This window comes from Variovorax sp. 350MFTsu5.1 (genome assembly GCF_048302515.1).
In the GTDB taxonomy this organism is placed as follows: Bacteria; Pseudomonadota; Gammaproteobacteria; order Burkholderiales; family Burkholderiaceae_C; genus Variovorax; species Variovorax guangxiensis.
On sequence record NZ_CP157621.1, the window covers coordinates 109,620 to 134,040 of the forward strand.

A 24,421-nucleotide genomic window follows, 5' to 3' on the forward strand; every position below is an offset into this window, starting at 1 on the left:
CAACACTCATTCATTCGGCAGCTGCGGGCCTTCCATCTGCCGAGCACACCATGCCTACTTATCCCGATCTGAAACTGTACATAGACGGACAATGGCGCTGCGCGTCCGATACGATGCCGGTCATCAACCCCTCGAACGAATCCACCATCGGTACGTTGCCCGTTGCGCGGCAATCGGACCTCGACGATGCGCTCGAAGCCGCGGCAAAAGGCTTGAAGACGTGGAGCCGTACCGCACCGCGCAAACGCGCTGAAATCATGATGCGCGCCAGTGCGCTCCTGCGTGAGCGCAATGAGGAGATCGCCTACACCATCAGCTCGGAGCTAGGCAAGCCGATCAGGCAGGCGCGCATGGAAGTGATCCGTGGCTGCGAATTCTTTGAATGGGATGCCGGCGAGGCGCAGCGCATGTATGGCCGCGTCATTCCAAGCGAGCCGGGGATCCGGTACATGACGGTGCATCAGCCCATCGGGACGGTCGCAGCCTTTTCGCCATGGAATTTTCCGATGAGCCAACCTGCTCGAAAGGTGGCAGGCGCCCTGGCTTCGGGTTGCTCGATCATCCTGAAGGCGGCCGAAGAAACCCCGGGCGGTGCTGTGCACATTGCACGCGCCTTCCATGATGCTGGGCTTCCGCCCGGTGTCCTGAACCTGGTGTTCGGCATTCCGGCCGAGATTTCGAGTTATCTGATCCCGCATGACCAGGTGCGGATGGTTGCCTTCACGGGTTCGACGGCCGTCGGCCGGCACCTCACTGGGCTCGCCGCACAGCACGGCAAGCCGGTGCTCATGGAACTGGGCGGCCATGCACCGGTGATCGTTTGCGACGACGTGGACCCCCACAAGGCCGGCGTGCTGTCGGCCACGAGGAAGATGCGCAACGCGGGGCAGGTGTGCACTTCGCCAACGCGCTTCTTCGTCCACGAGAGAGTCTTCGATCGTTTCGCCGATGCTTTCGTCGAGCACGCGGCGGCAATCGTGGTTGGCAACAGCATCGAGGAGAGAACCGAGATGGGGCCCGTAGCCAGCGGCCGGCGAATCGAAGCACTGACGGCGTTTTCGGAAGATGCGGCTGCCAGAGGCGCGAGAACCCTTACCGGGGGGCACCGGATCGGAGACAAGGGGTACTTCTTCGCGCCAACGGTCCTGGCGGACGTTCCTGACGACGCGAAGGTCATGCAGGAGGAGCCCTTCGGGCCGATCGCCATCATCAACAGGGTCTCCACCCTCGATGAGGCCATTGCAAAGGCGAACTCGCTGCCGTTCGGCCTTGCCGCTTACGGGCTCACGCATTCCGCGGCCAACGTGGACCGGATGATCGACGGAATCGAGACGGGAAATCTCTCCTTCAATACCTTGGAAGCATCAGTTGCCGAAACGCCTTTTGGCGGGGTCAAGGCCAGCGGATTCGGCCGTGAAGGCGGCGCGGAAGGTCTTCTGCACTACACCGTTGTGAAGACCGTGTCTCACAAGATGGCGCTCTGATACGGCTGCTGCGCTTGAGCAGCGTCTTTCAATCGGCTCCTTCGTCAACGACGCCAGGCAAACACGAGGGTGCCGCTGGTTAGCGGCGAGAAGCTTGTGCGGCCTGAACGCCGAATCGCACAACAGTTTTCGACTTTTTTCCCCACCATGCTCTGGAGCTTTTATGCAAATTAAATGGATTGCGCCCGCGTTGGCCGCACTCACCCTGGCTGCTTGCGGCAAGAAAGAAGAAGCCGCGGCATCCGCAGCAACGGCTCCGGACGCAGGCGTGCTGATCGTCAGGATCGGACACGCCGGCCCGACCAGCGGTCCCATCGCCCACCTCGGCAAGGACAACGAGCTCGGTGCCAGGATGGCGATCGAAGACCTGAATGCAAAGAAGCTCAAGATCGGCGACAAGGTCGCCAGGTTCGAGCTGGTTCCCGAAGACGACGCTGGCGATCCGAAGCAGGGCACCGCGGTGGCCCAGAAGCTGATCGACGAAAACGTCAAAGGCGTGGTCGGCCACATGAATTCGGGCACTACCATTCCCGCCTCCAGGCTGTACAGCGACGCCGGTATTCCGCAGATCTCGCCTTCGGCCACCAACCCGAAGTACACCCGCCAGGGCTTCAAGACCGCTTTCCGCGTCGTGGCTGACGACATGCAACTCGGCAGCACCCTGGGCAAGTACGCCGTCGAAACGCTCAAGGGCAAGAACATCGCCGTGATCGACGACCGCACCGCCTACGGCCAGGGCGTCGCCGAGGAGTTCGAGAAGTCGGCCAAAGCCGCTGGCGCGACCATCGTGGGCCACGAGTTCACCACCGACAAGTCGACCGACTTCAACGCCATCTTGACCAAGCTGAAGGCTGCCAAGCCCGACGTGCTGTTCTTCGGCGGCATGGACGCCGTCGGTGGCCCGATGCTCAAGCAGGCCAGGCAGCTCGGAATTGACGCGAAATTCATGGGCGGCGACGGAATGTGCAGCACCGAACTTCCGAAGCTCGCCGGGGATGCCACGGGCGAGGGGGCGGTTGTGTGCGCCGTGGCAGGGGGCGTCGATGACGGCGCCAAGCAAGCACTGGAGGAGTTCAGAACCAGATTCAAGGAAAAGAACGGTGTAGACGTGCAGATCTACGCACCGTATGTCTATGACGCGATAGGCGTGTTGGCCGATGCGATGGTCAAGGCCGGCTCGGCGGAGCCTTCCGTTTACCTGCCTGAACTGAGCAAGGTGAAATACGAGGGGTTGACCGGAACCATCGCCTTCGACGAAAAGGGGGACATCAGGAACGGCGCGCTGACCTTGTTCACGTACAAGGGCGGAATCCGCTCGCAGATAGCCGTGGTTCGATGATTAGATGGGTCGGGCACGGTGCCGAGTGCAGTGGCCAACGCCGATGCACACGCTGGTGAGCGCCGCACCAGTGGCGAAGCCCGACCGGGCAAGCTGCATTCCTTCCACGATCAGCACCAGGACATCGGCGCATGCGATGGCGGCGCCGAGCCAGCGCTTTACCGTCCTCGCAACGGCCACGGATTTCGGGAAATGGATGTCGGCCATGCGGAGGTCCGGTGGAGGTGAGGAGGGGGGCATTGGACCTCCAGGGCGGCTGGCTGTAGAAATAGGCCGCCCATGAAGCGCTTTTGACTTCCATTTCCATCACGGCGTGATCTTCTTCGCGCAATGACTCGCCGTCGCGGCGCAGGGTTCGCACTGCGACCCGCGCAAGATGCATCGGTGAACGCCTGACCGGCCGATCGGATCGGCGGTCACTGCTTTGATGCGGCCCGTCGCCCGGTGATATCGCCGGTCGTCACTGGTTTCGCGTGGCCCCGGTCTGGCGGATGGCGCTCAGGGCCTGGGCCAGCCGTACATGATCAAGGTCGATACGAACCAGGGCATGGTGCGGGGCGCGGGTCGAGCGTCCGGCTACGGGGCCGGTGTCGCCTTGCACCATCCACCCGCATGATCGAGGTTGTCTCCTCGTTCAGCCCTGCGGGTTGCCGGCCAGACGGGCAACACGCGAGCGGGCCCTTGTCGTCCGCCTCGGGGGCACGCTGCCGCCGATCGATCGCGCATCCAGCGCGCCATTGCCTTGAGCAAGCTTTCAGGAAGCCGCAGTGCGCTCCGCGTAGCTTCCTTCGTTGCGGCAGGCCACCACGGCGCGCAGGCTGGCACTACAGGCGCGCAAAAATAGCGTCGCAGTCAGCGCGTTCCTTGGGTTCGATGAGGTCCCGCCAAGGTGGTGCGGATTCAACGGCACTTGACGTCGTAGTCCGAGACGCTCGGGAAGCCGTCTTCGCCGACGGTGGTCAAGGTCAGCTTTAAAGTCCTGGCCACGGGTTTGTCTCGTCCCGGTGCTGCCTCTCATGGGCGATGCCCGGGCGGGGCTGCAGAAACAGGGGCGGTCGTTTGCGAACCCGCGCGAGCGCCTTCAGCGACCACCGCCAGCAGGGCCGCCGGGCCGGCCCGCGCCTCGCGGTTCCTCCTACAACCGTGAGAGGGACCAGCCGACGAGCTGCGGCGTGCAGTCTGCCTACCTTGTCGCGAAGTCCTTCCCGAGGGTGAGGGCCCCGATGATCGGCGTCGTTGCGTTCGGTCCAAAAATTGCGATGAGAACAATCGTCATGGACAACATGCTGGATCTGATTCAGTGGCCGGCTTTTCTGGCGTCACTCGCTGCGGCCTGGCTGGTTGCATCCGATACGAGGCGGCGCAGAAACTGGGGGTTCTGGGTGTTCTTGCTCAGCAATGTGCTGTGGACGGCGTGGGGCTGGCACCGCTCTGCTTATGCACTGATCGCGCTGCAGGTCTGCCTGGCGGCCCTCAACATGCGGGGGCTGCTCAAGACAGAGCCTTCGGGGTAGGCGTTCCACATCTCTCATGCTGCGGCTTGTTGAACTGCCGGGCGAGCACTGTGAATGACGCACTAGGAACCCACATGCACCGCAGACATCGGGACACGAAGGTGCGCATCGGCCGCCGCCTCCTGGCCGCGCTGCTCGCGGCAGCCGTGGTCAGCGCTGTCAGCTTGCTCTTCGCCTATGGCATGCACGCGCCGAAAAAAGCACCCGGCGATGTCCCTGCCCGAGGCGCCGCGACGCTGCCGCAGGACACCGCGGGTCCGTCCACTTTGAAGTAGCTGCATGGTTGCCGGGCCGGCCACGTGCATTGCCGGCAAGGACCTATTCCACGGAGGAACCATGTTCGCCGCCGTGCGGGGTGGTGCCGGCCCGACGGTCTTGCTCATGCGTGGCCCCTGGCCCCTTGCGGAGCGCATTGCCGGCCCGATGCTCATCCGAGCAGATTCGCCCGTCCCAGCGACCCAGCCTGAGCGATATCTCCCTTCAGGTCCAGTCCTCGAAAGCAAGCAGCGCCGAGTTCAGCTCCGGCCTCGCCGATGCCGGTCGGGTCGAGCGCGGCGCTTGCCGTTGAGCAGCGAGTGAAGCATCGCGAAACCCGCCGCCACGACAAGCCGCCCAGCGAGCGCCACGATCAGGTCCTTGCGCTCCAGAGCCGCGTGCGCCTCAGAAGGCTTGCGCAGGCCCCTGGGTGCTCCTTCTACGTCGTCCGTTCCTGCTTCGGCCTTGTGCGCTGTTTCCTGGGTGGCGGCTTGCGCCTTGGCCGCCGCCACAGAACCGTGCGCATGGGCGTAGACCTTGGTGAACTCGGCGCCGAGCAAAAAGATCTGCGCCGCGTAATAGACCCAGGCCAGCAGGACGACGAGGGAGCCTGCCGCTGCAAATGATTCGTTGACACCGCTCTTGCCGAGATACAGACCGATCAGCACCTTGCCGATCTCGAACAGCACCGCCGTGACGGCCGCGCCGGTCCAGACATCCCGCCACGCGATGGGGGCGCTTGGCATGAACTTGAAGATCATCGCGAAAAGGACCGTCAGGATGCCGAGCGACACGAGCAGGTTGAGGCCCTGCAGCATCACCTCCCATCCCGGCACCAGGGTCGCGCTCCAGGTGCCGAGCGCGGCCAGGGCGGCACTCACCACGAGGGAAACCATCAGCAGGAAGGCCAGACCCAGGATCAGTCCGAACGACAGCACGCGCGCGCGCAGGACGCCCCATAAGCCGTGAGGCTTCGCGCGCTCCGGCACGTGCCAGATGCGATCGAGCGCACTTTGGAGCTCCGCAAAAACCGTCGTTGCGCCCACCACGAGCACGGCGATGCTGATTGCCCCGGCGATCAGCCCTCGGGAGGGCTCGCTGGCACTTCGGATCAGGCCTTGCACCGCGAGTGCGCCTTCCTCGCCCACCAGGCCCGAGAGCTGTGCGGCGATCTGGCCCTGCACGGCCTCCGTGCCGAACAGCGCGCCTGCCACCGCGATGACGATGACCAGCAGCGGCGCCATCGAAAACATCGTGTAGTACGCGATCGCCGCTCCCATGCTGGGCGCCAGATCGTCGATCCATGCACTGATCGCCTCCTTGCACAGAGGCAGGAGGCGGACTTTGCGAGGGTGGCTGCCTGAAGCATCGGGTGCTGAGAGACGCGCTCGTGTCATCCGGTGCCCTTCGCTGTGTATGGCGCGTGGCGCTGAAATCGGTCCATGGCGGCATGATGCGCAGTTCAGGCGGCCGTTCAGTAGGAAAGCGGCGGCAGTGGGCGTCGGGCAGTGGACGGCCGGCCGTACAACGTTCCCATTGGCGGACGGATGGACGCGAACGAGGCGAGCGTGTTGATCGGCGCAGCACTGGCGGACATCGGTGTGGTATGCGTTCCCGACCTGCTCGCGCAACCTTACTTGTTTCCCACGAATCGCATCCACTAAGATCAGTTCGATGAAGCAAGAGGGCGGGCGCGGGGCGCGCCGGATGGAAAATATGGAACGCGGGGCGCGTGCCGATGCAGGCGCGCCGGCGGCGGCCGACGAGCTCGATGGGGGATCGCGCGGCGCGCCTGAGTCGAGTCTCTCGCGCCTGCTTGGCACGCTGGGGCTCTTCTCCACGGCCAGCCCCTCGCTCACGGTCGAAGAGATCGCCACCCGCCTCAAGGTGCCCAAGAGCACGGCCTACCGCTACATCCAGGAGCTGTCGAAGGTGGGCCTGCTGGTGCGGCTGGACCGCAGCATCACGCTGGGTCCGCGCATCATCGAGTTGGACCGTTGTATCCGCGAGTCCGACCCGGTGATCCGCGCGGCCGCACCGCCCATGCGCGAACTGGCCGAGCAGACGGGCCTGGATGTGTTCCTGTCCAAGCTCTATGGCCACTCCATCATCACGGTGCACACCGAGTTCAACGACCCGCTGCCGCACCTGCGCTATGGCCGCGGGCGGCCGGTGCCGGTGTCGCGCGGCGCGAGCGCGAAGGCCCTGGTGGCCTTCCTGCCGGCCGCGCGGCTGCGCAAGCTGCACCAGGAAATGGCCGGCGAGGCGGCCGACACCCCTCCGTGGGATGCGTTCTACGAAGAAGCCCAGCGCATCCGCCGCGAGGGCTACTGCCGGACCTCGGGCGAACTCAACGAGGGCAAGACCGGCGTCTCTGCGCCGATCTTCGGGCGCGGCCGGCTCGTGGTCGCCAGCGTCACCGCGCTGGGCAGCGATGCGCGGCTGGCGCTTTTCGATGCGGAGGCGATCGCCGAGCTGGTCAAGCGCACCGCGCACATGATCAGCGTGCGCCTGTCGGCCGACGGGCACCTGTAGACGCGCCAGCCAGCTCGTTCAGAAGACGATGTTGGCCTTCTTGACGATGGGCGCGGCCGCGGCCAGCGAGCGGCGCCAGGTCTCTAACGCCTGTGCAGGCGTGCTCACCACCGGCTCTAGGCCCAGCGCCACCATGCGCGACTGCACCTGCGCATCGCCCGCGATGGACTGCAGCGCCGCCGCCAGCCTGGCCACGACCGGGGCCGGCGTACCCGTGGGAGCGAACACCGCGAACCAGCCGGCGTTGCCCATGTCGCGCACGCCCAGCTCCTCGAAAGTGGGCACCGCGGGCAGCGAACTCACGCGGCGCAGGCCGGTCACCGCCAGCGGGCACACCGAGCCGGCCGCCACCATGGCCTCGACGGCGGCGACGGTGAGGAACACCGCATCCACCTGGCCGCCCATCAGGTCGGTGATGGCGGGCGACGAGCCCTTGTAGGGCACGTGCAGCAGCTCGACGCCGGCCGATCCGGCCAGCACCTCGCCCATCACGTGGGCCGAGGAGCCCGCCCCGAAGCTGCCGTAGCTGAGCTTGCCGGCCTTGGCCTGCTGCAGGAAGGCGCGCAAGTCCCTGGCCGGGCTGTCGGCGCGCACGGCCAGCACCAGCGGCGCATTGGCCATCACGCTGACGATGGTGAAGGCCTCCTGCATGCTCTTGCCGGGCGCCACCTGCTGCTTCGAGGCGAGCGCGGCGATCACATGCGTGGAGTTGCTGCCGAACATCAGCATGTGCCCGTCGGCCGGCGGCTGCAGCACAGTGCGTGCGGCGATCAGGCCATTGGCGCCAGGCTTGTTGTCGATCACGACCGTGCCGCCCAGTGCGCCCTGCAGCTTCTGGCCGATGAGGCGGGCCACCGTGTCGGTGCCGCCGCCGGCTGCGAAAGGCACCACGAGGTTGATCGGCCGTTCCGGCCAGGTGGCGGCGCATGCCGGGCCGCTGCCGCAGGCGACCAGCGCGGCGAGTGTGCCGAGAACCTTGCGGCGATGGACGAGAAGTTCGCGATGGAACGAAGCTGAAGTCATGGTGTGGCGGGAAAACTGGAGAAGAAGAGGGCTGTGCGTCAGTCGACGCGGATCTGCCGCGCTTTGACGATGCGGTCATAGGTTGTGCGGCCCTCGGCGATGCGGGCCGCCATCTGCCCGGGCGTGCTGTAGACGGTCGTGAAGCCCAGGTTGCCGAATGTTTTGGTCACAGGCTCGGAAGTGAGTGCGGCCCGCATGGCCGCGTTGAGCCGCGCCACAATCTCCGGCGGCGTGCCGGCGGGCGCCAGCAGGCCGAAGAAGCCCTGGATCGTCATCTCGGGCAGGCCGGCCTCTGCGGCGGTGGGAATGTCGGGAAAGGCCGGGTCGCGCCGCTCGCCGGTCATGAACAGCGGCACCAGCTGGCCGGCGCGCAGGGCGCCGATCAGGGGCGAGGTGACTTCGTCCATCAACTGCGCCTCGCCGCGGATCACCGCGTCCTTGGCCATGATGGCGCCCTTGTAGGGCACGTGCACCACGGGCGCGCCGGTGGCGGCCAGAAAGATCTCGCCCAGCAGGTGGTTGCTGGAGCCCGCGCCGGCCGAGGCGAAGTTGAGCTTGCCCGGCTCGCGCTTTGCGAGCGCCACGAATTCCTGCACCGTGCGCACGCCCAGGCCCGGATTCGTGGCGAAGACAAAGGCCTGCGTGGCGCCCAGGCTCACCGGCACCAGCGTGGCGACGTGCTCCTGGTTGGGGTAGATCGCCGGTGCCGCGGTCAGGCTGCTGCCGCTGCCCCACAGCAGGGTGTAGCCGTCCGGCCTGGCCATGGCCGCCGCCTTGGTGCCGATGCGCCCGCCCGCGCCCGCGCGGTTCTCGACCACCACGGGCTGCTTGAGCTCCACCGACAGTGCCTGCGCGACGGCACGCGCCGAGATGTCGGTGGAGCCGCCCGGCTCGAAGGAGACGATGAGCGTGATCGGGCGCGAGGGCCAGGCGTCGGCACGGGCGACAGTGCCGCCGAGCAGGCATGCAGCGGCCAGGAGGGAGAGGGCGGCGCGGCGACGGATGGAGAAAAGGATCGGCATGGCAGGGCTCCTTGGGAAGATGCGCAATGGCGGCCTCAGTCCAGCGACACGTTGGCCTCGCGGGCCACGCGACGCCACTTGTCCAGTTCGGCCTGCAGCCTGGTGCGGAACTGCGGGCCGTCGGCCGCCGTCACCGCCACACCGCGCGCAGCGAGGCGCGATGCCATGTCGGGCGTGCGGATCACCTTGTCCAGCGCGGCGGCCAGGGTCGACACCGCGGCCGGCGGCGTGCCCGCGGGCGCAAACACGCCCATCCAGCCTTCGGCCACCAGCCCGCCGTAGCCCAGTTCCTGCAGCGTGGGCACATCGGGCAGGCCCGGCAGTCGGCTGGGAGACGGCGTGGCCAGGGCGCGCAGCTTGCCGGCCTTGACCTGCGGCAGCACCACGGCGGTGGTGTCGAAGGTGAAGTCCACGTCGCCGGCCAGCAGCGAGGTCATGGCCTGCTGGCTGCCCTGGAAGGGCACATGCGCGGCCCGCGTGCCGGTGGCTTTCAGGAAAAGCTCGCCGATCAGGTGGTTGGTCGCGCCCATGCCGAAGGACGAATAGTTGAGCTTGCCAGGCTGCGCTTTGGCGGTGGCGATGAGTTCGCGCACGTCCCGCACCGGCGAGCCCGCGGGCACGGCCAGCACGAAGCTCACGGTGCCCACCTCGGTGATGGGGACGAAGTCTTTCAGGAGATCGTAGGGTGCGGTCTTGCGCGTGACCGGGTTGATCAGCAGTTCGGCGCCCGTGCCGAAGAGGAGCGTCTGGCCGTCGGGCCTGGCGCGTGCCACCGACTGCGCGCCGATGGTGCCGCCGGCACCCGCGCGGTTGTCCACCACGACCGACTGCCCGAGTTCCGGCGCCAGCTTCTCGGCGATCAGCCGCGCCGCGCCGTCGGTGCCGCCGCCGGGCGGAAAGGCGACCACCAGGTGGATGGGGGCCGAGGGAGAGGCCTGGGCGCAGGCCAGTGCCGGCAGCAGGCCGGCGAGGGCCGCCAGGCAGGGCAGCAGGAGGCGTCGGAGCATGGGCATGGTCGTTCCTTGCGAGGGTGGCGAAGACGGGCTCAGTGCGCGACTGCGGCTGCCGCTGCCGCACGCTCGCGTTCGCCCTGCGCGGCCGCGGCGGCCTCGGCCGCGCGCACGCTGGGCCGGGCGCCGCAGCGCGCCAGGTAGGCCTCCAGGTGGGGCCAGCGCCACGTGTCGATGGCATGCGCGCGCGTCCACATGGCGATCGTGTAGCAGTGCGCGTCGGCGATCGTGAAGGTGTCGCCGGTGAGGTGGGCGCGGCCTGCCAGCTGCTCGTCGATCCACTGCAGCTTGGCCTCGACGATGCCGCGCGCGATGGCCTTGTACTCGGGCGGCGTGACAGCCTTGAACAGCGGCATGAAGCCGCCCTTGTGCAGATCGGCCGCGATGAAGCTCATCCACTCCAGCACGCGGTAGCGCGGCAGTCCCGACGCGGGCAGGAGCGTGTTGCCGGGGCACTGGTCGGCCAGGTACTGCATGACGATGCAGCCCTCGCTCAGGTGCTGGCCGTCCGGCATCTCCAGCGTGGGCACCGTGCCCTTGGAGTTGACGCTGAAATAGTCGCGGCCGTCGGCCAGCCGCTTGGTCTTCATGTCGACCCATTCGAGGGCGAGGGGCAGCTGCAGTTCGCGCGCGACGATGTCCACCGCGAGCGAGCAGCCGCGGACTTCGTGATAGAGCTTCATGGGTTCTCCGGATCGAGGGGGTGCCGGCGGCTCAGGCCGCGGCTTGGGTGGCGAGCTCGTCGCGCTCGGCGGCCAGCGCCGCCTGCACGCTGGGGCGCGCCGCGATGCGCTGCAGGTAGCCATGCAGGTGCGGCCACTGCGCCAGGTCGATGGCGTGCAGCTCGGCCCACATGACGATGGTGAAGCAGCAGGCGTCCGCCGCGGTGAAGCGCTGCGCATGCAGGAAGCCCCGGGTGGCCAGCACCCGGTCGAGCCAGGCGAAGCGGCGCAGCAGGTTCTCGATGGCGATGTCGCGGTAGGCCGGCGGCGTGCTGGCACGAAACAGTGGCGTGAAGGTCTTGTGCAGCTCCGAGCTCATGAAGCTCATCCACTCCAGCACGCGGTATCGCTCCATGTCGAGGCTGCGAGGCAGCAGGTGGTCCGCCCCGTGTCGGTCGCACAGGTACTGAATGATCACGCCGCCCTCGGTGAGGAGCTGGCCGTCGTCCGTCTCGAGCGCCGGCACCTGGCCCTTGGGGTTGATGCGGTGGAGGTCGCCGCCGTCCTTGAGCTTCTTGGCCCGCACGTCGACCCAGACGAGCTCGAGCGCGAGGCCGATCTCGCGCGCCACGATGTCGACGGCCAGCGCGCAGGTCCTGGGAGTGAGATAGAGCTTCATGGCGGGAAGGCGCTTTCTGGGGATGGAGAGGCAGGCCTGCGCGTCGGCAGGCCCGAGGCGAACGCCGATGCGGGCGCTCTTGCGGTGCCGGCCCGCCGCTTGCGCAGCGTTCTGGTGCAACGGCGCCCCGTTCTGTTGCATAGGGTCGAAAACATGGTAATCAAATTATTTCTATGCGATAAATATGCCATTCGACTCGGCCCGAGCGCGTCGGTAGAACTACTCGGATCGCTGGCAAATGTTGGCTTTGGTGCTACTTCGACGATCTCAAGGCCCTCTTCCTCTCCTTGGCGACTGTCATGAATCGCAACTTATCACTATGCAGTAAATAGCCGCCTCAACGTTGCTAAAACTTTCTGGAACGCCGATTGCTTGCTCGGGCGTCACATGGACGAAAGTTGATCCTAAGGGAAACCACTAACAGGCGTTTTATTTGCTGAATTTCGCTTATTCGACAAAACAGCATATGATTCGGTGGCCGATGAGTGTTCGGTGTCGTCAGTCGTCCATTGCCGCCCAGGTGCATCCCCTCTGGTTCCTGGTGTCGGCCCCGTCTTCGCAGGGGTGCCTAGGAATCGCGCAATGAAAAGAAAGTCCGTTCTGCAGGTCTGTGGTGCCGTCGCCTTGGCGGCGGCATGCGGACTGGTGTCGCCGCTGGCTTCGGCCCAGGGCAGCTGGCCCTCGCGGCCGATCCGCATCGAAGTGCCCTACCCGCCGGGCACGGGTCCCGACGTCATGGCGCGGCTCGTGGGCGAGGGGCTCTCCAAGGAGCTGAAGGCCTCGGTCGTGGTGGAGAACAAGGCTGGGGCCAACGGCATCATCGGCACCGCCGAGGTGGTGAAGGCGCCAGCCGACGGCTACACCTATCTGCTGGTCGACCGGCTCACGCTCACCGTCAACCCGCTGCTCTACCAGCCGCCCTACGACCCGAAGAAGGACCTCGTTTCCGTCAGCAACATCGCCGACGTGAACCTCTACCTGGTCACCAGCGCGCAGCTGCCGGCCAACGACTTCAAGTCCTTCATCGCCTATGCCAAGGCCAACCCGGGCAAGGTCACCTTCGGCACGGGCGGCGTGGGCAGCGTGATGCACCTGAACATGGAGCTGCTCGAATCGGGCACCGGGGTCAAGTTCCTGCACGTGCCCTACAAGGCGCTGGCGGAGGTGATCCCGGCCATGCTGGGCGGCCAGGTGGAAGTCACCTCCGGCGGCGTGGAGGCCATGCTGCCCTATGTGCAGAAGGGCAGCTTCAAGCTGCTGGCCGTGGGCGCGCCCACGCGTCAGGCCATCGTGCCGAACGTGCCCACCATCGTGGAGGCGGGCGGCTCGGACATGCTGCTGTCCACCTCCTACTCCTTCCACGCGAAGAGCGGCGTGCCGCCCGAGATCCTGGCGCGCATGAACGCGGCACTCACCAAGGTGCTGGCGCAGCCCGAGCTCAAGCGCTGGGCAGCCGAGCGCGGCCTGGGCGCCGGCGCCTCCACGCCAGCGGAACTGGACGCACGCATCGCCGTGGACAACGACCGCATCGGCCGCCTCGTGCGCGAGCGCGGCATCAAGGTGCAGTGACGCCGGTCGCGGCATTCCCAACAGAGAGAAGCAACGAGAGGACATCGGCGATGACTGAGCAGACTGGCGCGCAGGCCCTGTGGGCGGCGCTTTCCGGCGAAGGGGTGGACACCTGCTTCGCCAACCCCGGCACGACGGAGCTGGACCTGGTGCGCGCGCTGGAAGGCCAGGATTCGATCCGCTGCGTGATCGGCCTGCAGGAGAACGTCTGCACCGGCGCGGCCGACGGCTATGGCCGCATGCTCGGGCGGCCCGCCGCCACGCTGCTGCACCTCGGCCCGGGCTTCGCCAACGGCATCGCCAACCTGCACAACGCGCGGCGCGCGCGCACGCCGATCGTCAACCTGATCGGCGACCACACCAGCTGGCACCTGCCCTTCGATGCGCCGCTGAGCTCGGACATCGAGTCGCTGGCGCGGCCGGTCTCGGGCTGGGTGCACCGCATCGCCAGCACGGCCGATGCGCCGCGTGCCGCGGCAGAGTCCGTGCGCCAGTCGCTGGCCAACGGCGGGCAGGGTGCGACGCTGATCTTTCCGGCGGACTACCAGGCCGATCCGCTGCAGGGCGCGACGGCCGCAGCCGACGCCCCGGCGCAGGCCGCGGCGTCAACCGCGCCCGTCGACATCGCCGCCTGCGCGCAACGCCTGCGTTCGGCGCGCCGCATCGTCTTCCTGCTGGGCGGCGGTGGCGAACTCGGTGGCCTGGGCGTGCGCGCGCAGCACGCCGCCGCGCGGCTGTGCGCAGCGCTCGGCGCCACCGCCTATGCCGAAACCTTCCCGGCCCGCGCGGAACGCGGCCAGGGCCTGCCGGCGTTCGACCGGCTGCCTTACTTTCCCGAGCCGGCGCGCGCCGTGCTCGACCCCGCCGACCTGGTGGTGCTGGCCGGCGCACTGCCGCCGGTCACCTACTTCGGCTACGCGGGCCATCCCAGCCTGATGGTCGAAGCCGATCGCCTGCTGAGCCTGGGCGAGCCCGGCCATCCGGTGGCCGAGGCGCTGGAGCAGTTGGCCGATGCGCTGCAAGCTCCGGCCTTCGAGGCGCCCGTGCATCCGCTGCCGGCGGAGCCCACCGGCGCGCTCACGCCCGCGGCCATCGGCGCGGTGCTCACGCGCACGCTGCCCGACGGCGCCATCGTCTCCGTCGAAGGCGGCACCTGTGGCTATCCCTTCTATGCGGCATCGTCCGCGGCGGCGCCGCACACGACGCTGACCAACACCGGCGGCGCCATCGGCCAGGGCCTGCCCGTGGCGGTGGGCGCGGCCATCGCCTGCCCCGGGCGGCGGGTGGTGGGGCTGCTGTCGGACGGCAGCACCCAGTACACGATCCAGTCGCTGTGGACCATGGCGCACGAGCAGCTCGACGTGGTCGTGCTCATTGCCGCCAACCACCAGTACGCCATCCTGCGCAACGAACTGCGCCGCGGCGGCGCCGCGCTGGGCGCGCGCGCCGAGGCGCTCACCGCGCTCGACTCGCCGCGCATCGACTGGGTGGGCCTGGCGCAGTCCTATGGCGTGCCGGCCACGCGGGCCGCCACCGCCGAAGAACTCTCGGTCCAGCTGCGCGAGGCCTTCGGGCGCCGCGGGCCGGCCCTCATCGAAATGGCGCTCTGAGCCGTACAGGCAGGCGCCTTTCCCATCCAAGGAGCAATCGAACATGGATCTCAGACTCAAGGGCAAAGTGGCCGTGGTGACGGGCGGCAGCCTGGGCATCGGCCGGGCCGTGGCGCAAGCCTTCGCGGCCGAGGGCGTGCGCGTGGCCATCGTGGCGCGCAGCCAGGGTGCGCTGGAGGAAGCCGCGCGCGAAATCACCGCGAAGACCGGCGTGGAGGTGCTGGCCGCCCCCGCCGACGTGAGCGACACCGCGCAGGTGCAGGCCGCCGTCGACAAGGCGGCGGCACATTTCGGCCGCATCGACATCCTGGTCAACGGCGCGGCCCATCCGGGCGGGCTGGTGCGCAGCGAGATCGAGAACGCCGACCCCGAAGGGCTGCTGCAGGACATCGACATCAAGGTGGTCGGCTACATGCGCTTCGCGAAGGCCTGCGCGGCGCACATGCGAAAGGGTGGCTGGGGCCGCATCATCAACATCGGTGGACTCACCGGCCGGGGCAGCAAGCAGCTCTCGGGCATGCGCAACGTGGCCGTGGCGCACATGACCAAGACACTGTCGGACCAGCTCGGCCCCTCGGGCATCACGGTCAACGTGATCCATCCCGGCGTGGTGGAGACGCCGCACATCCACGAGCTCTACGCCAAGGAAGCCAGGCTGCAGGGGCTCACGCCCGCACAGGTCGAGGCGAACTACGCCAAGGCCACGCCGATCCGCCGCGTGCTGCAGGTGGGCGAGATCGCCGACGCGGTGCTCTTCCTCGCTTCGGACCGCGCGGCGGCCATCACCGGCGAATCCATCGCGGTCGATGGCGGCATCACGCGCGGCATCTTTCTCTGAGCCATCCATCCAAGGAGTCGCAGACATGAACGGAACCATTCTCGTGGGCACGGCAGGGCAGGGCATCCTGCGCAGCGTGGACGACGGCGCCACCTGGCACCGCCTGGGCCTGAAGGAGGCCATCGAATTCGACGGCACGGTGCGCGCACTGGCCGTGGACCCGTCGGACCCCAGCCGCGTGCTGGCGGGCGCCGACGCGGGCATCTGCCTGTCGACCGACGGCGGCGCGCACTTCCAGCGCATGGCCTCGCCGGCCGATGGCCAGACCGTGTGGGCCCTGGCTTTCAGCCCGCTGGACCCGCAGCTGGTGTTCGCCGGCACCGGCGCGCCTTCGCGCTCGCGCATGTACCGCTCGCGCAACGGCGGCCTGAGCTGGCAGCTGCTGGACGTGGAGCTGCCTGAGTTCTGCTCGGGCGTGCACCGCCCGCGCATCCTCACCATCGCCTTCCACCCGCAGCGCGCGGGCGAGGCCTGGTTCGGTGTGGAGGAAGGCGGCGCCTGGCGCACGCGCAATGCGGGCGACAGCTGGGAGCGCATTGACACGCCCGGGCGCGGCATCAACAACTCCGACATCCACGCCATCTCGGTACTGCCCGCCACGCAGGATGCGCCGGCCAAGCACATCGTGGTCACCGTCAACTCGGTGTGCGAGAGCATCGACGATGCCCAGAGCTTCGTCTGCCATCCCTCCAAGGACCGCTTCGACGGCCTGTACTACACCCGCACGGTGCAGCCGCTGGATCCTGAAGGCCGCGAACTGCTGCTGGCCCTCGGCGACGGCACGCCGGGTTCGCGCACGCGCATTTATCGCTCCGCCGACCGCGGCGAGACCTGGGTGCCGACGCTGCTGAACACCGCGCCCAACTCCACCGTGTGGGCCTTCGGCGCGCATGCGAGCAACCGAGGGCTGCTCTTTGCGGGCACCAAGTACGGCCACCTGCTGCGCTCCACCAACGGCGGGCGCAGCTGGTTCAAGGAGTGGCGCGACTTCAGCGAGATCACCTCGGTGGCCTGGACGCCCTTCGTGGCACCGGTGCACGCGCATCCGCAGTCCATCCACTGAAGCACGGAGGCCGGCCATGAACACCCGCGACCCCGCTTCCACCGACGGCACCGGCAACACCGGCAGCACTGGCGAAGAGGTTCGCCCGCGCATCCGCCGCACGCACCTGGCGCTGTTCGTGAAGGACCCCTTCGCCTCCGCCCCCTGGTACGAAGAGGTGCTGGGCATGCAGGTCACGGCGCGCGGGGCGCGCTGGGTGTTCCTTTCCTTCGGGCAGAAGCACCACGACATCGCGCTCATCCAGGTGGACGAGCCCGAGGCCGCCACCCGTGGCACCGTGAACATGCAGCACTACGGCCTGGAGATCGAGGGCGGCCTGGACGATCTGCGCCGGCTCTACGGCATGTTGCTGCGCAAGAACGTCGAGGTGGTCAAGACCACCGACCACAAGGTGGGCTACGGCCTGTACTTCCACGACCCCGACGGCCACCGCTTCGAATTCTTCCTCGAGCTCGTCCATGACGACGAGGAAGCCAAGCGCCTGCTGGGCGAATACAACGCGCCGAGCAACGCCTTGGACCTGCAGCCGCTGTGAGCGGCGGCTCGCTGCACATCCATCCCATCCACTCCCATTCCTGGACACGATCACCATGAGCACCCCCGACCTCAGCGCCTTCCACATCCGCAAGTGGTACCTCCAGATCGAGGACACCCTGGCCGGAGAGACCGGTGCACCTGCCGACGGCGAGCCGTTGCGCAAGATCGTCATTGCCGCCTGCCTGCGCAACCCGTTCGCGGGCCGCTACGTCGAAGACCTGTCGTCCTGGATCGCGCCTTCGCCCGAGCTGGGCAAGGAGTTCGGCCGCCGCATCCGCGAGGCCGCGGGCGGGCAGGCCATCGAGAGCTACGGCAAGGCCTGCCTGGTGGGCATCGACGGCGAATACGAGCATGGCAACGCGCTGCTGACCAACCCCGCCGCCAACCCGGTGCGCGAGGGCGTGGGCGGCGGCAAGTCGTGGGTGCCTTCCACCGGCAAGCGCGGTGGGCCCGGCACCGTCATCGACATTCCGCTGGCGCACAAGGACGCGCTGTACGTGCGCTCGCACTACGACACCGTCTCGGCCATGTTCGGCGACGGCCCCAACCGCGACGAGGTGGTGCTGATCTGGGCCTTCGCCACGCGCGGGCGGCTCAACGCGCGACTGGGCGGCCTGAAGGCCTCGGAGATCAAGGGCGAGGACGGCCTCGTCTGAGCGCCGCCGGAGCAACGCACATGCAGCGCCGCGATTACCGCCTGAGCCACGATGGCCTGGGCTTCCATGTCACCGAATGGGGCGAGCCCGATGCCTGGCCGGTGCTGATGCTGCACGGCATCCGCGGCTATGCCGAGACCTTCGCGGGCGTGGCTGCCGCACTGCAGCCCGGGTTCCGCGTCATCGCCTTCGACCAGCGCGGCCGCGGCGAGACCGACTGGGACCCGGGGCACGACTACTACACCGACACCTATGTCGCCGACGTCGAGGCGCTGGTGGCGCAGTTGGGCTTGCAGCGCTTCGACCTGCTCGGCCATTCGATGGGCGGCATCAACGCCATCGTGTATGCCGCGCGGCATGCCCGCCAGATCCACCGCCTGGTGATCGAGGACGCCGGCCCCGGTGCCTTCGACGCCAGCGACGGTGCCACCCGCATCCGCAGGGAACTGGCGAGCACGCCCACCGCCTTTGCTTCCTGGGACGAAGCCGCCGCGTTCATGCGCGCGCTGCGCCCTACGGTGACGGAGGAAGCGCGCCAGCAGCGGCTGCACAGCATGCTCAAGCCCATGACCGGCGGCGGCTTCACCTGGCGCTACGACCATGCGGGCATCGCCGCCACGCGCCTGAACCCGGATCCCACCCGTCAGGTGGACCTTGCCGCATACGTGAGGCAGCTGCAGTGCGAGACCCTCGTGGTGCGCGGCGGCCGCTCCGACTACTTGCAGCCGGCCATGGCCGAGCACATGCGCACGCTCAATCCGCGCATCTCCACGCGCGAGATTCCCGATGCGGGCCACTACGTCCACGACGACCAGCCGGCGCTTTTCGCCGAGGCCGTCACCACCTTCCTGAAGCGGCCTGACGCGGCCTGATGCGGCCGCCGCAGGCCAGTCCCATCCATGATCCACGAACTCAGAACCTACACCCTCGTGCCCGGCGGCGTGCGCGACTACCTGCGCATCTACAACGAGTGCGGCCGCGCGCTGCAGACCCGCACGCTCGGGCAACTGGTCGCACTGATGACGCCGGAAAGCGGCGACATCAACCAGCTGGTCTTCCACTGGGCCTTCGATAGCCTCGACGAACGCGCGCGCCGCCGCGCCGCGCTGATGGCCGACCCGGCCTTCGCGGAGTTCCGCAAGCAGGTGCGTCATCTGCTGGTGCGCCAGGAGAGCCGGCTGCTCTCGGCCGCCTGAGGCACTCGCACAGGCCGCCGTTCCCGTCCAAGTCCCAAGGAGTTTTCATGAGCGCTTCCATGGAAGCCCCCGTCCTCATCATCGGCGCCGGCCCTGTCGGCGTGACGCTGGCCAACCTGCTGGGCACCTACGGCGTGCAGACCCTGGTGGTCGAGCGCAGCACGGCGGTGTTCGACTTCCCGCGCGCCGTGGGCCTGGACGACGAGGCCCTGCGCGCCTTCCAGGCCACCGGCGTGGCCGAGGAGATGCTGCGCGACATGATCCAGAACGTGCCCATGCGCATGTACACCGCGCGCAAGCAGTGCTTCGCCGAGATCCTGCCGAGCACGCGCGAGTTCGGCTGGTTCCGCCGCAACCTGTTCTCGCAGCCGCTGGGCGAGAAGACGCTGCGCCGCGGCCTGGCGCGCTTCGAGCATGTGCAGCTGCGCCTCGGCCTGGAGCTGGTGGGCCTGGTGCAGGACGAGGCGGGCGTGACCGCCACCCTGCGCGACGAGGCCGGCGCCGAGCAGCAGGTGCGCGCCGCCTACGCGGTGGCCTGCGACGGCGGGCGCAGCACCGTGCGCGAGATGCTGGGGCTGTCCTACGAGGGGCGCACGCACCCGGCCAAGTGGGTGGTGATCGAATGCGACCAGGATCCGCTCGACGCGCCCTACACCGCGCTGCACTGCGAACCCGGGCGTCCCTACGTCTGCCTGCGCCTGCCCTACGGGCTGCGGCGCTGGGAGTTCATGCTCTTTCCCGGCGAGGACGGCGAGCAGATGCTCGCGCCCGACAAGGTGCGCGAGCTGCTGGGCCGGCATGTGGCCGACCCGGCGGCGCTGAACGTGATCCGGGCGCGCGTGTACACCCACAACTCGCGCGTGGCGGGCAGCTTCGTCGCGGGCCGCGTCTGCCTGGCCGGCGATGCCGCGCACATCACGCCGCCGTGGATCGGCCAGGGCCTCAACGCCGGCCTGCGCGACGCCTTCAACCTGGGCTGGAAGCTCGCCTGGATCCTCCAGGGCCGGCTGCGGCCCGAGCTGCTGGCCAGCTACCACGACGAGCGCCATGCCCATGCCAAGGCCATGATCGACCTGGCCGACACCTTCGGCGCCGTGCTGTCGCAGCGCAACCCGCTGCTGGCCTGGGCGCGCGATCGCTTCTTCATGGCGATCCGGAACATTCCGAAGGTGCGCGACTACGTGCTGCAGATGAAGTTCAAGCCCATGCCGCGCTTCGCGAAGGGCATCGTGCGCAACAGCGGCGTGGCCGGGCGCGATGCGCTGGTGGGCCGCATGTTCATCCAGCCCAACGTGGAGCGAGAGCGCGGCCTGCCGCGCAAGCTCGACGACGTGGTCGGCGCGCGCTTCGCGCTGCTGAGCTGGCGCTGCGATGCGCTGGCCGGCGCGCCCGCCGCGCTGCACGCGCAACTCGCCCGGCTGGGCTGCGACCACTATGTGGCCGTGCGCTCGCGCAGCATGGGCAACGAGGCCGGCTCGCCGATGCCGGGGCAGCTCACGGGCACGGTGATCGAGGACCTGGAGAACACGCTGCATTTCTGGTTCCACGGCAAGGACGTGGACTGGGTGCTGATCCGTCCCGACCGCTTCATCGCCGCCGTCGGCCGCCGGGCCGATGCCGCGGCCGAACTGGGCAGCTTCTGCGAAGCCGTGCTGGCCCCAGCCGATACGGCGCAACCACAGGCTGCAGCCCATCAATCCCTCGTGCAGGCCGAGGCCCTGGCGGCCTGAAGCCTCGCGCGAACCGCGCCCCAATACCGGCGCCCCAATACCCGCGCCGCGGGCCCTCCCACCATGTACCCAGAACTCTCGCTCTACATCGCCGGCCGCTTCATCGACGCGCAGGGCCGGCGCACGCAGTCCGTGCACGATCCCGCCACGCAGCAGCCGCTGGGTTTGCTGCCGTGGGCCGAGGCCGAGGACGTGGAGGCCGCCGTGCAGGCCGCCCATGCGGCCTTCACGGGCTGGCGGCGCGTGTCGCCGCTCGAACGCTCGGATCTGCTGCGCCGCGTGGCCGCGCTGGCGCGCGAGCGCGCGCCGGAGATCGGCCGCGCCATGACGCAGGACAACGGCAGGCCGCTGGCCGATGCCGTGGCCGAGGTGCTGAACGCCGCCGAGCACGTCGAGTGGCATGCGGAGGAGGGCCGCCGCGTCTACGGCCGCGTGGTGCCCGCGCGCCAGCCCGGCGTGCGGCAGCTGGTGGTGCGCGAGCCGGTCGGTGTGTGCGCCGCCTTCAGTCCCTGGAACTTTCCCTTCGGGCAAGCGATGAAGAAGGCCGCGGCGGCCATCGCCGCGGGCTGCCCCATCGTGCTCAAGGGGCCGGAGGAATCGCCCAGCGCGCTGGTGGCCATGGCGCGGCTCTTTCACGATGCTGGCCTGCCACCGGGCGTGTTCAATCTGCTGTGGGGCGTGCCGGCGGACATCTCGCGCCAGCTCATCGAGTCGCCGCTGGTGCGCGTGGTCTCGTTCACCGGCTCGGTGCCGGTGGGCCGGCAACTGGCCGCGCTGGCCGGCCAGCACATGAAGCGCATGACGATGGAGCTGGGCGGCCATGCGCCGGTGCTGGTCTTCGACGATGCCGACGTCGACGCCGCCGTGGCCTTGCTGGCGCGGCTGAAGACGCGCAACGCAGGCCAGGTGTGCGTGTCGCCGACGCGCTTCCATGTGCAGTCGGGCGTCCACGACCGCTTCGCGGCCGCCTTCGCCGATGCGCTCGGTGCGGTGAAGGTGGGCCACGGCCTGGAGGATGGCGTCCAGATGGGCCCGCTGATCCACGAGCGCCGCTTCCAGGCGGTGCAGGCGCTGGTGGACGACGCCCGCGCGCGCGGCGCCGAGCTGCTGGCGGGCGGCGGGCGCGTCGACGGGCGGATTGGCGCGCATATTGGAGCCAAAGGCCATTTCCACGCGCCGACGCTGCTGACCAACGTCCCTCCCGATGCTCGCGTGATGCACGAAGAGCCCTTCGGCCCCGTCGCCGCGCTGTCGCGCTTCGACACGGTCGACGAGGCGTTGCAGCAGGCCAATGCGTTGCCCTTCGGCCTGGCGAGCTACGTGTTCACCCGTTCGCTGCAGACCGCGACCCGCGTGGGCGACGGCCTGGAGGCCGGCATGGTGAACATCAACCACTCGGGCATGGCGCATCCGGAGCTGCCCTTCGGTGGCGTGAAGGACAGCGGCTTCGGCAGCGAAGGCGGCACCGAGTCCTTCGACAGTTTTCTCAGTACCAAGCTCATCACCCAGATCTGAATCGGAACCCCATGCTGAAACTCGACGACCCCTCGCTGCTGCGCGCGCAATGCCTGGTGGCAGGCGAATGGATTTCCGCCGAGCGGACCATCGCCGTCACCAACCCCGCCACCGGCGCGCTGATCGCCCACGTGCCCCGGCTGGACGCCGCCGCCACGCGGCGCGCCATCGAGGCGGCAGAGGCCGCCTGGCCGCAGTGGCGCCGCCGCACCGCGCACGAGCGCTCGGCCATCCTCGCGCGCTGGCACGCGCTCATCCTGCAGAACCAGGAAGACCTCGCCCGCATCATGACGGCGGAGCAGGGCAAGCCCCTGGCGGAGGCGCGCGGCGAGATCGCCTATGCGGCTTCGTTCATCCAGTGGTTCGGCGAGGAAGCCAAGCGCGTGTATGGCGAGACCATCCCTTCGCCCGTGGCGTCGCAGCGCATCGTGGTCGTGCGCGAGCCGGTGGGCGTGTGCGCGGCCATCACGCCCTGGAACTTTCCCGCGGCCATGATCACGCGCAAGGCCGGCCCCGCGCTCGCAGCCGGCTGCACGATGGTGGTCAAGCCTGCGAGCCAGACGCCGCTCACGGCCCTGGCGCTGGCGCTGCTGGCCGAGCGTGCCGGCGTGCCCGCGGGCGTGCTGTCGGTGCTGACCGGCTCGGCCGGCGACATCGGCACCGAGCTGGCCACCAACCCCGTGGTGCGCAAGCTCAGCTTCACCGGCTCCACCGAGGTGGGACGGCTGCTGATGCAGCAGACGGCGGCCACGGTCAAGAAGGTGTCGATGGAGCTGGGCGGGAACGCGCCTTTCATCGTCTTCGACGACGCGGACCTCGACGCGGCAGTCGAAGGCGCGCTGGTCTCCAAGTTCCGCAACGCGGGGCAGACCTGTGTGTGCGCCAACCGGCTTTACGTGCACGAAGGCGTCTACGATGCCTTCGCGCAGAAGCTGGCCGAGGCGCTGCGCGCGCTCAAGGTGGGCCCCGGCGACCAGGAGGGCGTGCGCATCGGCCCGCTGATCGACGAGGCCGCCGTGCGCAAGGTGCAGGAGCATCTGGCCGATGCGGTGGCGAAGGGCGCGCAGGTGCTCAGCGGCGGCCGCCGCCATCCGCTGGGAGGCAGCTTCTTCGAGCCCACCGTGCTGACCGGCGTGACGCAGGCGATGACGGTGGCGCGCGAAGAAACCTTCGGCCCGCTTGCGCCGCTGTTCCGCTTCAGCGACGAAGCCGAGGTCGTGCGCATGGCCAACGACACCGAGTTCGGCCTGGCGAGCTACTTCTATGCCCGCGACCTGGGCCGCGTGTGGCGCGTGGCCGAGCAGCTGGAGTACGGCATGGTCGGCGTCAACACCGGCCTCATCAGCAACGAGGTCGCGCCCTTCGGCGGCGTCAAGCAGTCGGGCCTCGGCCGCGAGGGCTCGCGCCACGGCATCGAGGACTACCTGGTCATCAAGTACATCAACATGGCCGGCATCGCCTGATGCGCGGCTGAAGCGCCTTCTCCTGCGCCTTCGTTTTCCCGCGCGGCGTCTTCGCGGCGCGTCCCTGCGCGGCACCGCCGTGCCGCATCTTCCTTTGTCGTCCCCCTGGAGTCTTCAATGAGCAATCCCCGCCAATCCGCCCACCCCATCGATCCGCTGTTCACCAACCGGTGGTCGCCGCGCGCCTTCGCCGAAGAGACCATCGCCGAGCCCGCGCTCATGAGCCTGCTCGAAGCGGCCCGCTGGGCGCCCTCGGCGTACAACGTGCAGCCCTGGCGCTTCATCTACGCGCGCCGCGACACGCCCGCCTGGCAGCCCATCTTCGACAGCCTCGTCGAGTTCAACCAGATGTGGACGAAGCGCGCCGCCGCGCTGGTGGTCGTGGTCTCGCAGCGCGAGGCCCTGTTCCCGGGGCGCACCGAGGCGGCCCCCAACCAGTGGCATTCCTTCGATGCGGGCGCCGCCTGGGCCAGCCTCGCGTTCCAGGCCACGCTGTCGGGCTGGTCGGCCCATGCGATGGCCGGCTTCGACGCCGAGAAGCTGCGCACGGCCATCCAGCTGCCGCAGGGCTACGCCATCGAGACGGTCGTGGCCGTCGGCAAAAAGGGCGATCCGGCCGTGCTGCCCGAGGGCGTGCGCAAGCTCGAGACGCCCAACGACCGCCGGCTGCTCGCCGAGACGGCGGCCGAAGGCGTGTTCCGCCAGTAGCCTGCCTGCTTGC

General features: G+C 68.6%; 24 protein-coding genes. 17 read left to right on the plus strand and 7 right to left on the minus strand.

Annotated elements, in window-relative coordinates; all coding sequences use genetic code 11:
* The first annotated feature begins 50 nt into the window (after nt 1–50).
* Nucleotides 51–1,484: an NAD-dependent succinate-semialdehyde dehydrogenase gene (locus tag ABL843_RS31925; RefSeq protein ID WP_369662889.1), complete on the plus strand. Its 1,434-nt coding sequence runs from the start codon at nt 51–53 to the stop codon at nt 1,482–1,484.
* A gap of 163 nt (nt 1,485–1,647) precedes the next feature.
* On the plus strand, nt 1,648–2,823 hold the full coding sequence (locus ABL843_RS31930) for a branched-chain amino acid ABC transporter substrate-binding protein (protein ID WP_369662890.1): 1,176 nt from the start codon (nt 1,648–1,650) through the stop codon (nt 2,821–2,823).
* Here ABL843_RS31930 and ABL843_RS31935 read toward each other — a convergent pair whose 3' ends face one another.
* Nucleotides 2,824–3,030: a hypothetical protein gene (locus tag ABL843_RS31935; RefSeq protein ID WP_369662891.1), complete on the minus strand. Its 207-nt coding sequence runs from the start codon at nt 3,028–3,030 to the stop codon at nt 2,824–2,826.
* 1,067 nt (nt 3,031–4,097) lie between these two features.
* On the opposite strand from ABL843_RS31935, the gene ABL843_RS31940 reads away from it, so the two are divergent.
* Nucleotides 4,098–4,337, plus strand: a complete 240-nt coding sequence (locus tag ABL843_RS31940) for a hypothetical protein (RefSeq protein ID WP_369662907.1) — start codon at nt 4,098–4,100, stop codon at nt 4,335–4,337.
* Nucleotides 4,338–4,411: 74 nt separating this feature from the next.
* Nucleotides 4,412–4,612: a hypothetical protein gene (locus ABL843_RS31945; RefSeq protein WP_369662892.1), complete on the plus strand. Its 201-nt coding sequence runs from the start codon at nt 4,412–4,414 to the stop codon at nt 4,610–4,612.
* Between the two features lie 240 nt (nt 4,613–4,852).
* Here the strand turns inward: ABL843_RS31945 and ABL843_RS31950 are convergent, their stop codons facing one another.
* Nucleotides 4,853–5,872 carry a YihY/virulence factor BrkB family protein gene (locus ABL843_RS31950; RefSeq protein WP_369662893.1) on the minus strand — a complete coding sequence of 340 codons (1,020 nt, stop codon included), beginning with the start codon at nt 5,870–5,872 and terminating at the stop codon, nt 4,853–4,855.
* 436 nt (nt 5,873–6,308) lie between these two features.
* Here ABL843_RS31950 and ABL843_RS31955 point away from each other — a divergent pair, with 436 nt between their 5' ends.
* Complete coding sequence (locus ABL843_RS31955; RefSeq protein WP_369662894.1) at nt 6,309–7,127, plus strand: IclR family transcriptional regulator; 819 nt, start codon at nt 6,309–6,311, stop codon at nt 7,125–7,127.
* An 18-nt stretch (nt 7,128–7,145) separates the two neighbouring features.
* On the opposite strand, the gene ABL843_RS31960 is transcribed toward ABL843_RS31955, so the two are convergent.
* Genes ABL843_RS31960 through gstA (ABL843_RS31980) form a run of 5 tightly spaced genes read right to left on the minus strand, consistent with a single transcriptional unit; the run spans nt 7,146 to nt 11,523 of the window.
* Nucleotides 7,146–8,150, minus strand: a complete 1,005-nt coding sequence (locus ABL843_RS31960; RefSeq protein WP_369662895.1) for a Bug family tripartite tricarboxylate transporter substrate binding protein — start codon at nt 8,148–8,150, stop codon at nt 7,146–7,148.
* Between the two features lie 38 nt (nt 8,151–8,188).
* A complete protein-coding gene (locus tag ABL843_RS31965) occupies nt 8,189–9,172 on the minus strand; it encodes a Bug family tripartite tricarboxylate transporter substrate binding protein (RefSeq protein ID WP_369662896.1) in 984 nt (327 codons plus the stop codon).
* Between the two features lie 35 nt (nt 9,173–9,207).
* Nucleotides 9,208–10,185: a Bug family tripartite tricarboxylate transporter substrate binding protein gene (locus ABL843_RS31970; RefSeq protein ID WP_369662897.1), complete on the minus strand. Its 978-nt coding sequence runs from the start codon at nt 10,183–10,185 to the stop codon at nt 9,208–9,210.
* Nucleotides 10,186–10,217: 32 nt separating this feature from the next.
* A complete protein-coding gene (gene gstA, locus ABL843_RS31975) occupies nt 10,218–10,865 on the minus strand; it encodes a glutathione transferase GstA (RefSeq protein ID WP_369662898.1) in 648 nt (215 codons plus the stop codon).
* 31 nt (nt 10,866–10,896) lie between these two features.
* Nucleotides 10,897–11,523, minus strand: a complete 627-nt coding sequence (gene gstA, locus ABL843_RS31980) for a glutathione transferase GstA (protein ID WP_369662517.1) — start codon at nt 11,521–11,523, stop codon at nt 10,897–10,899.
* A 582-nt stretch (nt 11,524–12,105) separates the two neighbouring features.
* On the opposite strand from gstA (ABL843_RS31980), the gene ABL843_RS31985 reads away from it, so the two are divergent.
* The 12 genes from ABL843_RS31985 (at nt 12,106) to ABL843_RS32040 (ending at nt 24,408) form a co-directional block, all read left to right on the plus strand.
* The gene (locus tag ABL843_RS31985) at nt 12,106–13,092 is read left to right on the plus strand and encodes a Bug family tripartite tricarboxylate transporter substrate binding protein (protein ID WP_418120771.1); all 987 of its coding nucleotides are present in this window, start codon (nt 12,106–12,108) and stop codon (nt 13,090–13,092) included.
* Between the two features lie 50 nt (nt 13,093–13,142).
* The gene (locus tag ABL843_RS31990; protein ID WP_418120772.1) at nt 13,143–14,702 is read left to right on the plus strand and encodes an acetolactate synthase large subunit; all 1,560 of its coding nucleotides are present in this window, start codon (nt 13,143–13,145) and stop codon (nt 14,700–14,702) included.
* A 43-nt stretch (nt 14,703–14,745) separates the two neighbouring features.
* A complete protein-coding gene (locus ABL843_RS31995; protein WP_418120773.1) occupies nt 14,746–15,540 on the plus strand; it encodes an SDR family NAD(P)-dependent oxidoreductase in 795 nt (264 codons plus the stop codon).
* A gap of 25 nt (nt 15,541–15,565) precedes the next feature.
* Nucleotides 15,566–16,603 carry a WD40/YVTN/BNR-like repeat-containing protein gene (locus tag ABL843_RS32000; RefSeq protein WP_418120774.1) on the plus strand — a complete coding sequence of 346 codons (1,038 nt, stop codon included), beginning with the start codon at nt 15,566–15,568 and terminating at the stop codon, nt 16,601–16,603.
* A gap of 16 nt (nt 16,604–16,619) precedes the next feature.
* Nucleotides 16,620–17,138 carry a VOC family protein gene (locus tag ABL843_RS32005; RefSeq protein ID WP_418120775.1) on the plus strand — a complete coding sequence of 173 codons (519 nt, stop codon included), beginning with the start codon at nt 16,620–16,622 and terminating at the stop codon, nt 17,136–17,138.
* Between the two features lie 55 nt (nt 17,139–17,193).
* Nucleotides 17,194–17,796, plus strand: a complete 603-nt coding sequence (locus ABL843_RS32010; protein ID WP_176666444.1) for an amino acid synthesis family protein — start codon at nt 17,194–17,196, stop codon at nt 17,794–17,796.
* A 20-nt stretch (nt 17,797–17,816) separates the two neighbouring features.
* Nucleotides 17,817–18,668 carry an alpha/beta fold hydrolase gene (locus tag ABL843_RS32015; protein WP_418120776.1) on the plus strand — a complete coding sequence of 284 codons (852 nt, stop codon included), beginning with the start codon at nt 17,817–17,819 and terminating at the stop codon, nt 18,666–18,668.
* Between the two features lie 27 nt (nt 18,669–18,695).
* Entirely contained in the window at nt 18,696–18,992 is a 297-nt protein-coding gene (locus ABL843_RS32020; RefSeq protein ID WP_184641819.1) for an NIPSNAP family protein, read from the plus strand.
* A gap of 47 nt (nt 18,993–19,039) precedes the next feature.
* Nucleotides 19,040–20,722 carry a bifunctional 3-(3-hydroxy-phenyl)propionate/3-hydroxycinnamic acid hydroxylase gene (locus tag ABL843_RS32025; RefSeq protein WP_418120777.1) on the plus strand — a complete coding sequence of 561 codons (1,683 nt, stop codon included), beginning with the start codon at nt 19,040–19,042 and terminating at the stop codon, nt 20,720–20,722.
* A gap of 63 nt (nt 20,723–20,785) precedes the next feature.
* Complete coding sequence (locus tag ABL843_RS32030; protein WP_418120778.1) at nt 20,786–22,237, plus strand: NAD-dependent succinate-semialdehyde dehydrogenase; 1,452 nt, start codon at nt 20,786–20,788, stop codon at nt 22,235–22,237.
* Nucleotides 22,238–22,248: 11 nt separating this feature from the next.
* Nucleotides 22,249–23,700 (plus strand): NAD-dependent succinate-semialdehyde dehydrogenase, encoded by a 1,452-nt coding sequence (locus ABL843_RS32035; RefSeq protein WP_418120779.1) that lies wholly within the window; start codon nt 22,249–22,251, stop codon nt 23,698–23,700.
* Nucleotides 23,701–23,817: 117 nt separating this feature from the next.
* The gene (locus tag ABL843_RS32040; RefSeq protein ID WP_418120780.1) at nt 23,818–24,408 is read left to right on the plus strand and encodes a nitroreductase family protein; all 591 of its coding nucleotides are present in this window, start codon (nt 23,818–23,820) and stop codon (nt 24,406–24,408) included.
* Nucleotides 24,409–24,421: the final 13 nt, after the last annotated feature.

Excerpts from the sequence above, each read along its gene's own strand:
- ABL843_RS31925 (WP_369662889.1), top strand. The coding sequence starts at position 51 with ATGCCTACTTATCCCGATCTGAAACTGTACATAGACGGACAATGGCGC.
- ABL843_RS31930 (WP_369662890.1), top strand. The coding sequence starts at position 1,648 with ATGCAAATTAAATGGATTGCGCCCGCGTTGGCCGCACTCACCCTGGCT.
- ABL843_RS31935 (WP_369662891.1), bottom strand. The coding sequence starts at position 3,030 with ATGGCCGACATCCATTTCCCGAAATCCGTGGCCGTTGCGAGGACGGTA.
- ABL843_RS31940 (WP_369662907.1), top strand. The coding sequence starts at position 4,098 with ATGGACAACATGCTGGATCTGATTCAGTGGCCGGCTTTTCTGGCGTCA.
- ABL843_RS31945 (WP_369662892.1), top strand. The coding sequence starts at position 4,412 with ATGCACCGCAGACATCGGGACACGAAGGTGCGCATCGGCCGCCGCCTC.
- ABL843_RS31950 (WP_369662893.1), bottom strand. The coding sequence starts at position 5,872 with ATGGGAGCGGCGATCGCGTACTACACGATGTTTTCGATGGCGCCGCTG.
- ABL843_RS31955 (WP_369662894.1), top strand. The coding sequence starts at position 6,309 with ATGGAACGCGGGGCGCGTGCCGATGCAGGCGCGCCGGCGGCGGCCGAC.
- ABL843_RS31960 (WP_369662895.1), bottom strand. The coding sequence starts at position 8,150 with ATGACTTCAGCTTCGTTCCATCGCGAACTTCTCGTCCATCGCCGCAAG.
- ABL843_RS31965 (WP_369662896.1), bottom strand. The coding sequence starts at position 9,172 with ATGCCGATCCTTTTCTCCATCCGTCGCCGCGCCGCCCTCTCCCTCCTG.
- ABL843_RS31970 (WP_369662897.1), bottom strand. The coding sequence starts at position 10,185 with ATGCCCATGCTCCGACGCCTCCTGCTGCCCTGCCTGGCGGCCCTCGCC.
- gstA (WP_369662898.1), bottom strand. The coding sequence starts at position 10,865 with ATGAAGCTCTATCACGAAGTCCGCGGCTGCTCGCTCGCGGTGGACATC.
- gstA (WP_369662517.1), bottom strand. The coding sequence starts at position 11,523 with ATGAAGCTCTATCTCACTCCCAGGACCTGCGCGCTGGCCGTCGACATC.
- ABL843_RS31985 (WP_418120771.1), top strand. The coding sequence starts at position 12,106 with ATGAAAAGAAAGTCCGTTCTGCAGGTCTGTGGTGCCGTCGCCTTGGCG.
- ABL843_RS31990 (WP_418120772.1), top strand. The coding sequence starts at position 13,143 with ATGACTGAGCAGACTGGCGCGCAGGCCCTGTGGGCGGCGCTTTCCGGC.
- ABL843_RS31995 (WP_418120773.1), top strand. The coding sequence starts at position 14,746 with ATGGATCTCAGACTCAAGGGCAAAGTGGCCGTGGTGACGGGCGGCAGC.
- ABL843_RS32000 (WP_418120774.1), top strand. The coding sequence starts at position 15,566 with ATGAACGGAACCATTCTCGTGGGCACGGCAGGGCAGGGCATCCTGCGC.
- ABL843_RS32005 (WP_418120775.1), top strand. The coding sequence starts at position 16,620 with ATGAACACCCGCGACCCCGCTTCCACCGACGGCACCGGCAACACCGGC.
- ABL843_RS32010 (WP_176666444.1), top strand. The coding sequence starts at position 17,194 with ATGAGCACCCCCGACCTCAGCGCCTTCCACATCCGCAAGTGGTACCTC.
- ABL843_RS32015 (WP_418120776.1), top strand. The coding sequence starts at position 17,817 with ATGCAGCGCCGCGATTACCGCCTGAGCCACGATGGCCTGGGCTTCCAT.
- ABL843_RS32020 (WP_184641819.1), top strand. The coding sequence starts at position 18,696 with ATGATCCACGAACTCAGAACCTACACCCTCGTGCCCGGCGGCGTGCGC.
- ABL843_RS32025 (WP_418120777.1), top strand. The coding sequence starts at position 19,040 with ATGAGCGCTTCCATGGAAGCCCCCGTCCTCATCATCGGCGCCGGCCCT.
- ABL843_RS32030 (WP_418120778.1), top strand. The coding sequence starts at position 20,786 with ATGTACCCAGAACTCTCGCTCTACATCGCCGGCCGCTTCATCGACGCG.
- ABL843_RS32035 (WP_418120779.1), top strand. The coding sequence starts at position 22,249 with ATGCTGAAACTCGACGACCCCTCGCTGCTGCGCGCGCAATGCCTGGTG.
- ABL843_RS32040 (WP_418120780.1), top strand. The coding sequence starts at position 23,818 with ATGAGCAATCCCCGCCAATCCGCCCACCCCATCGATCCGCTGTTCACC.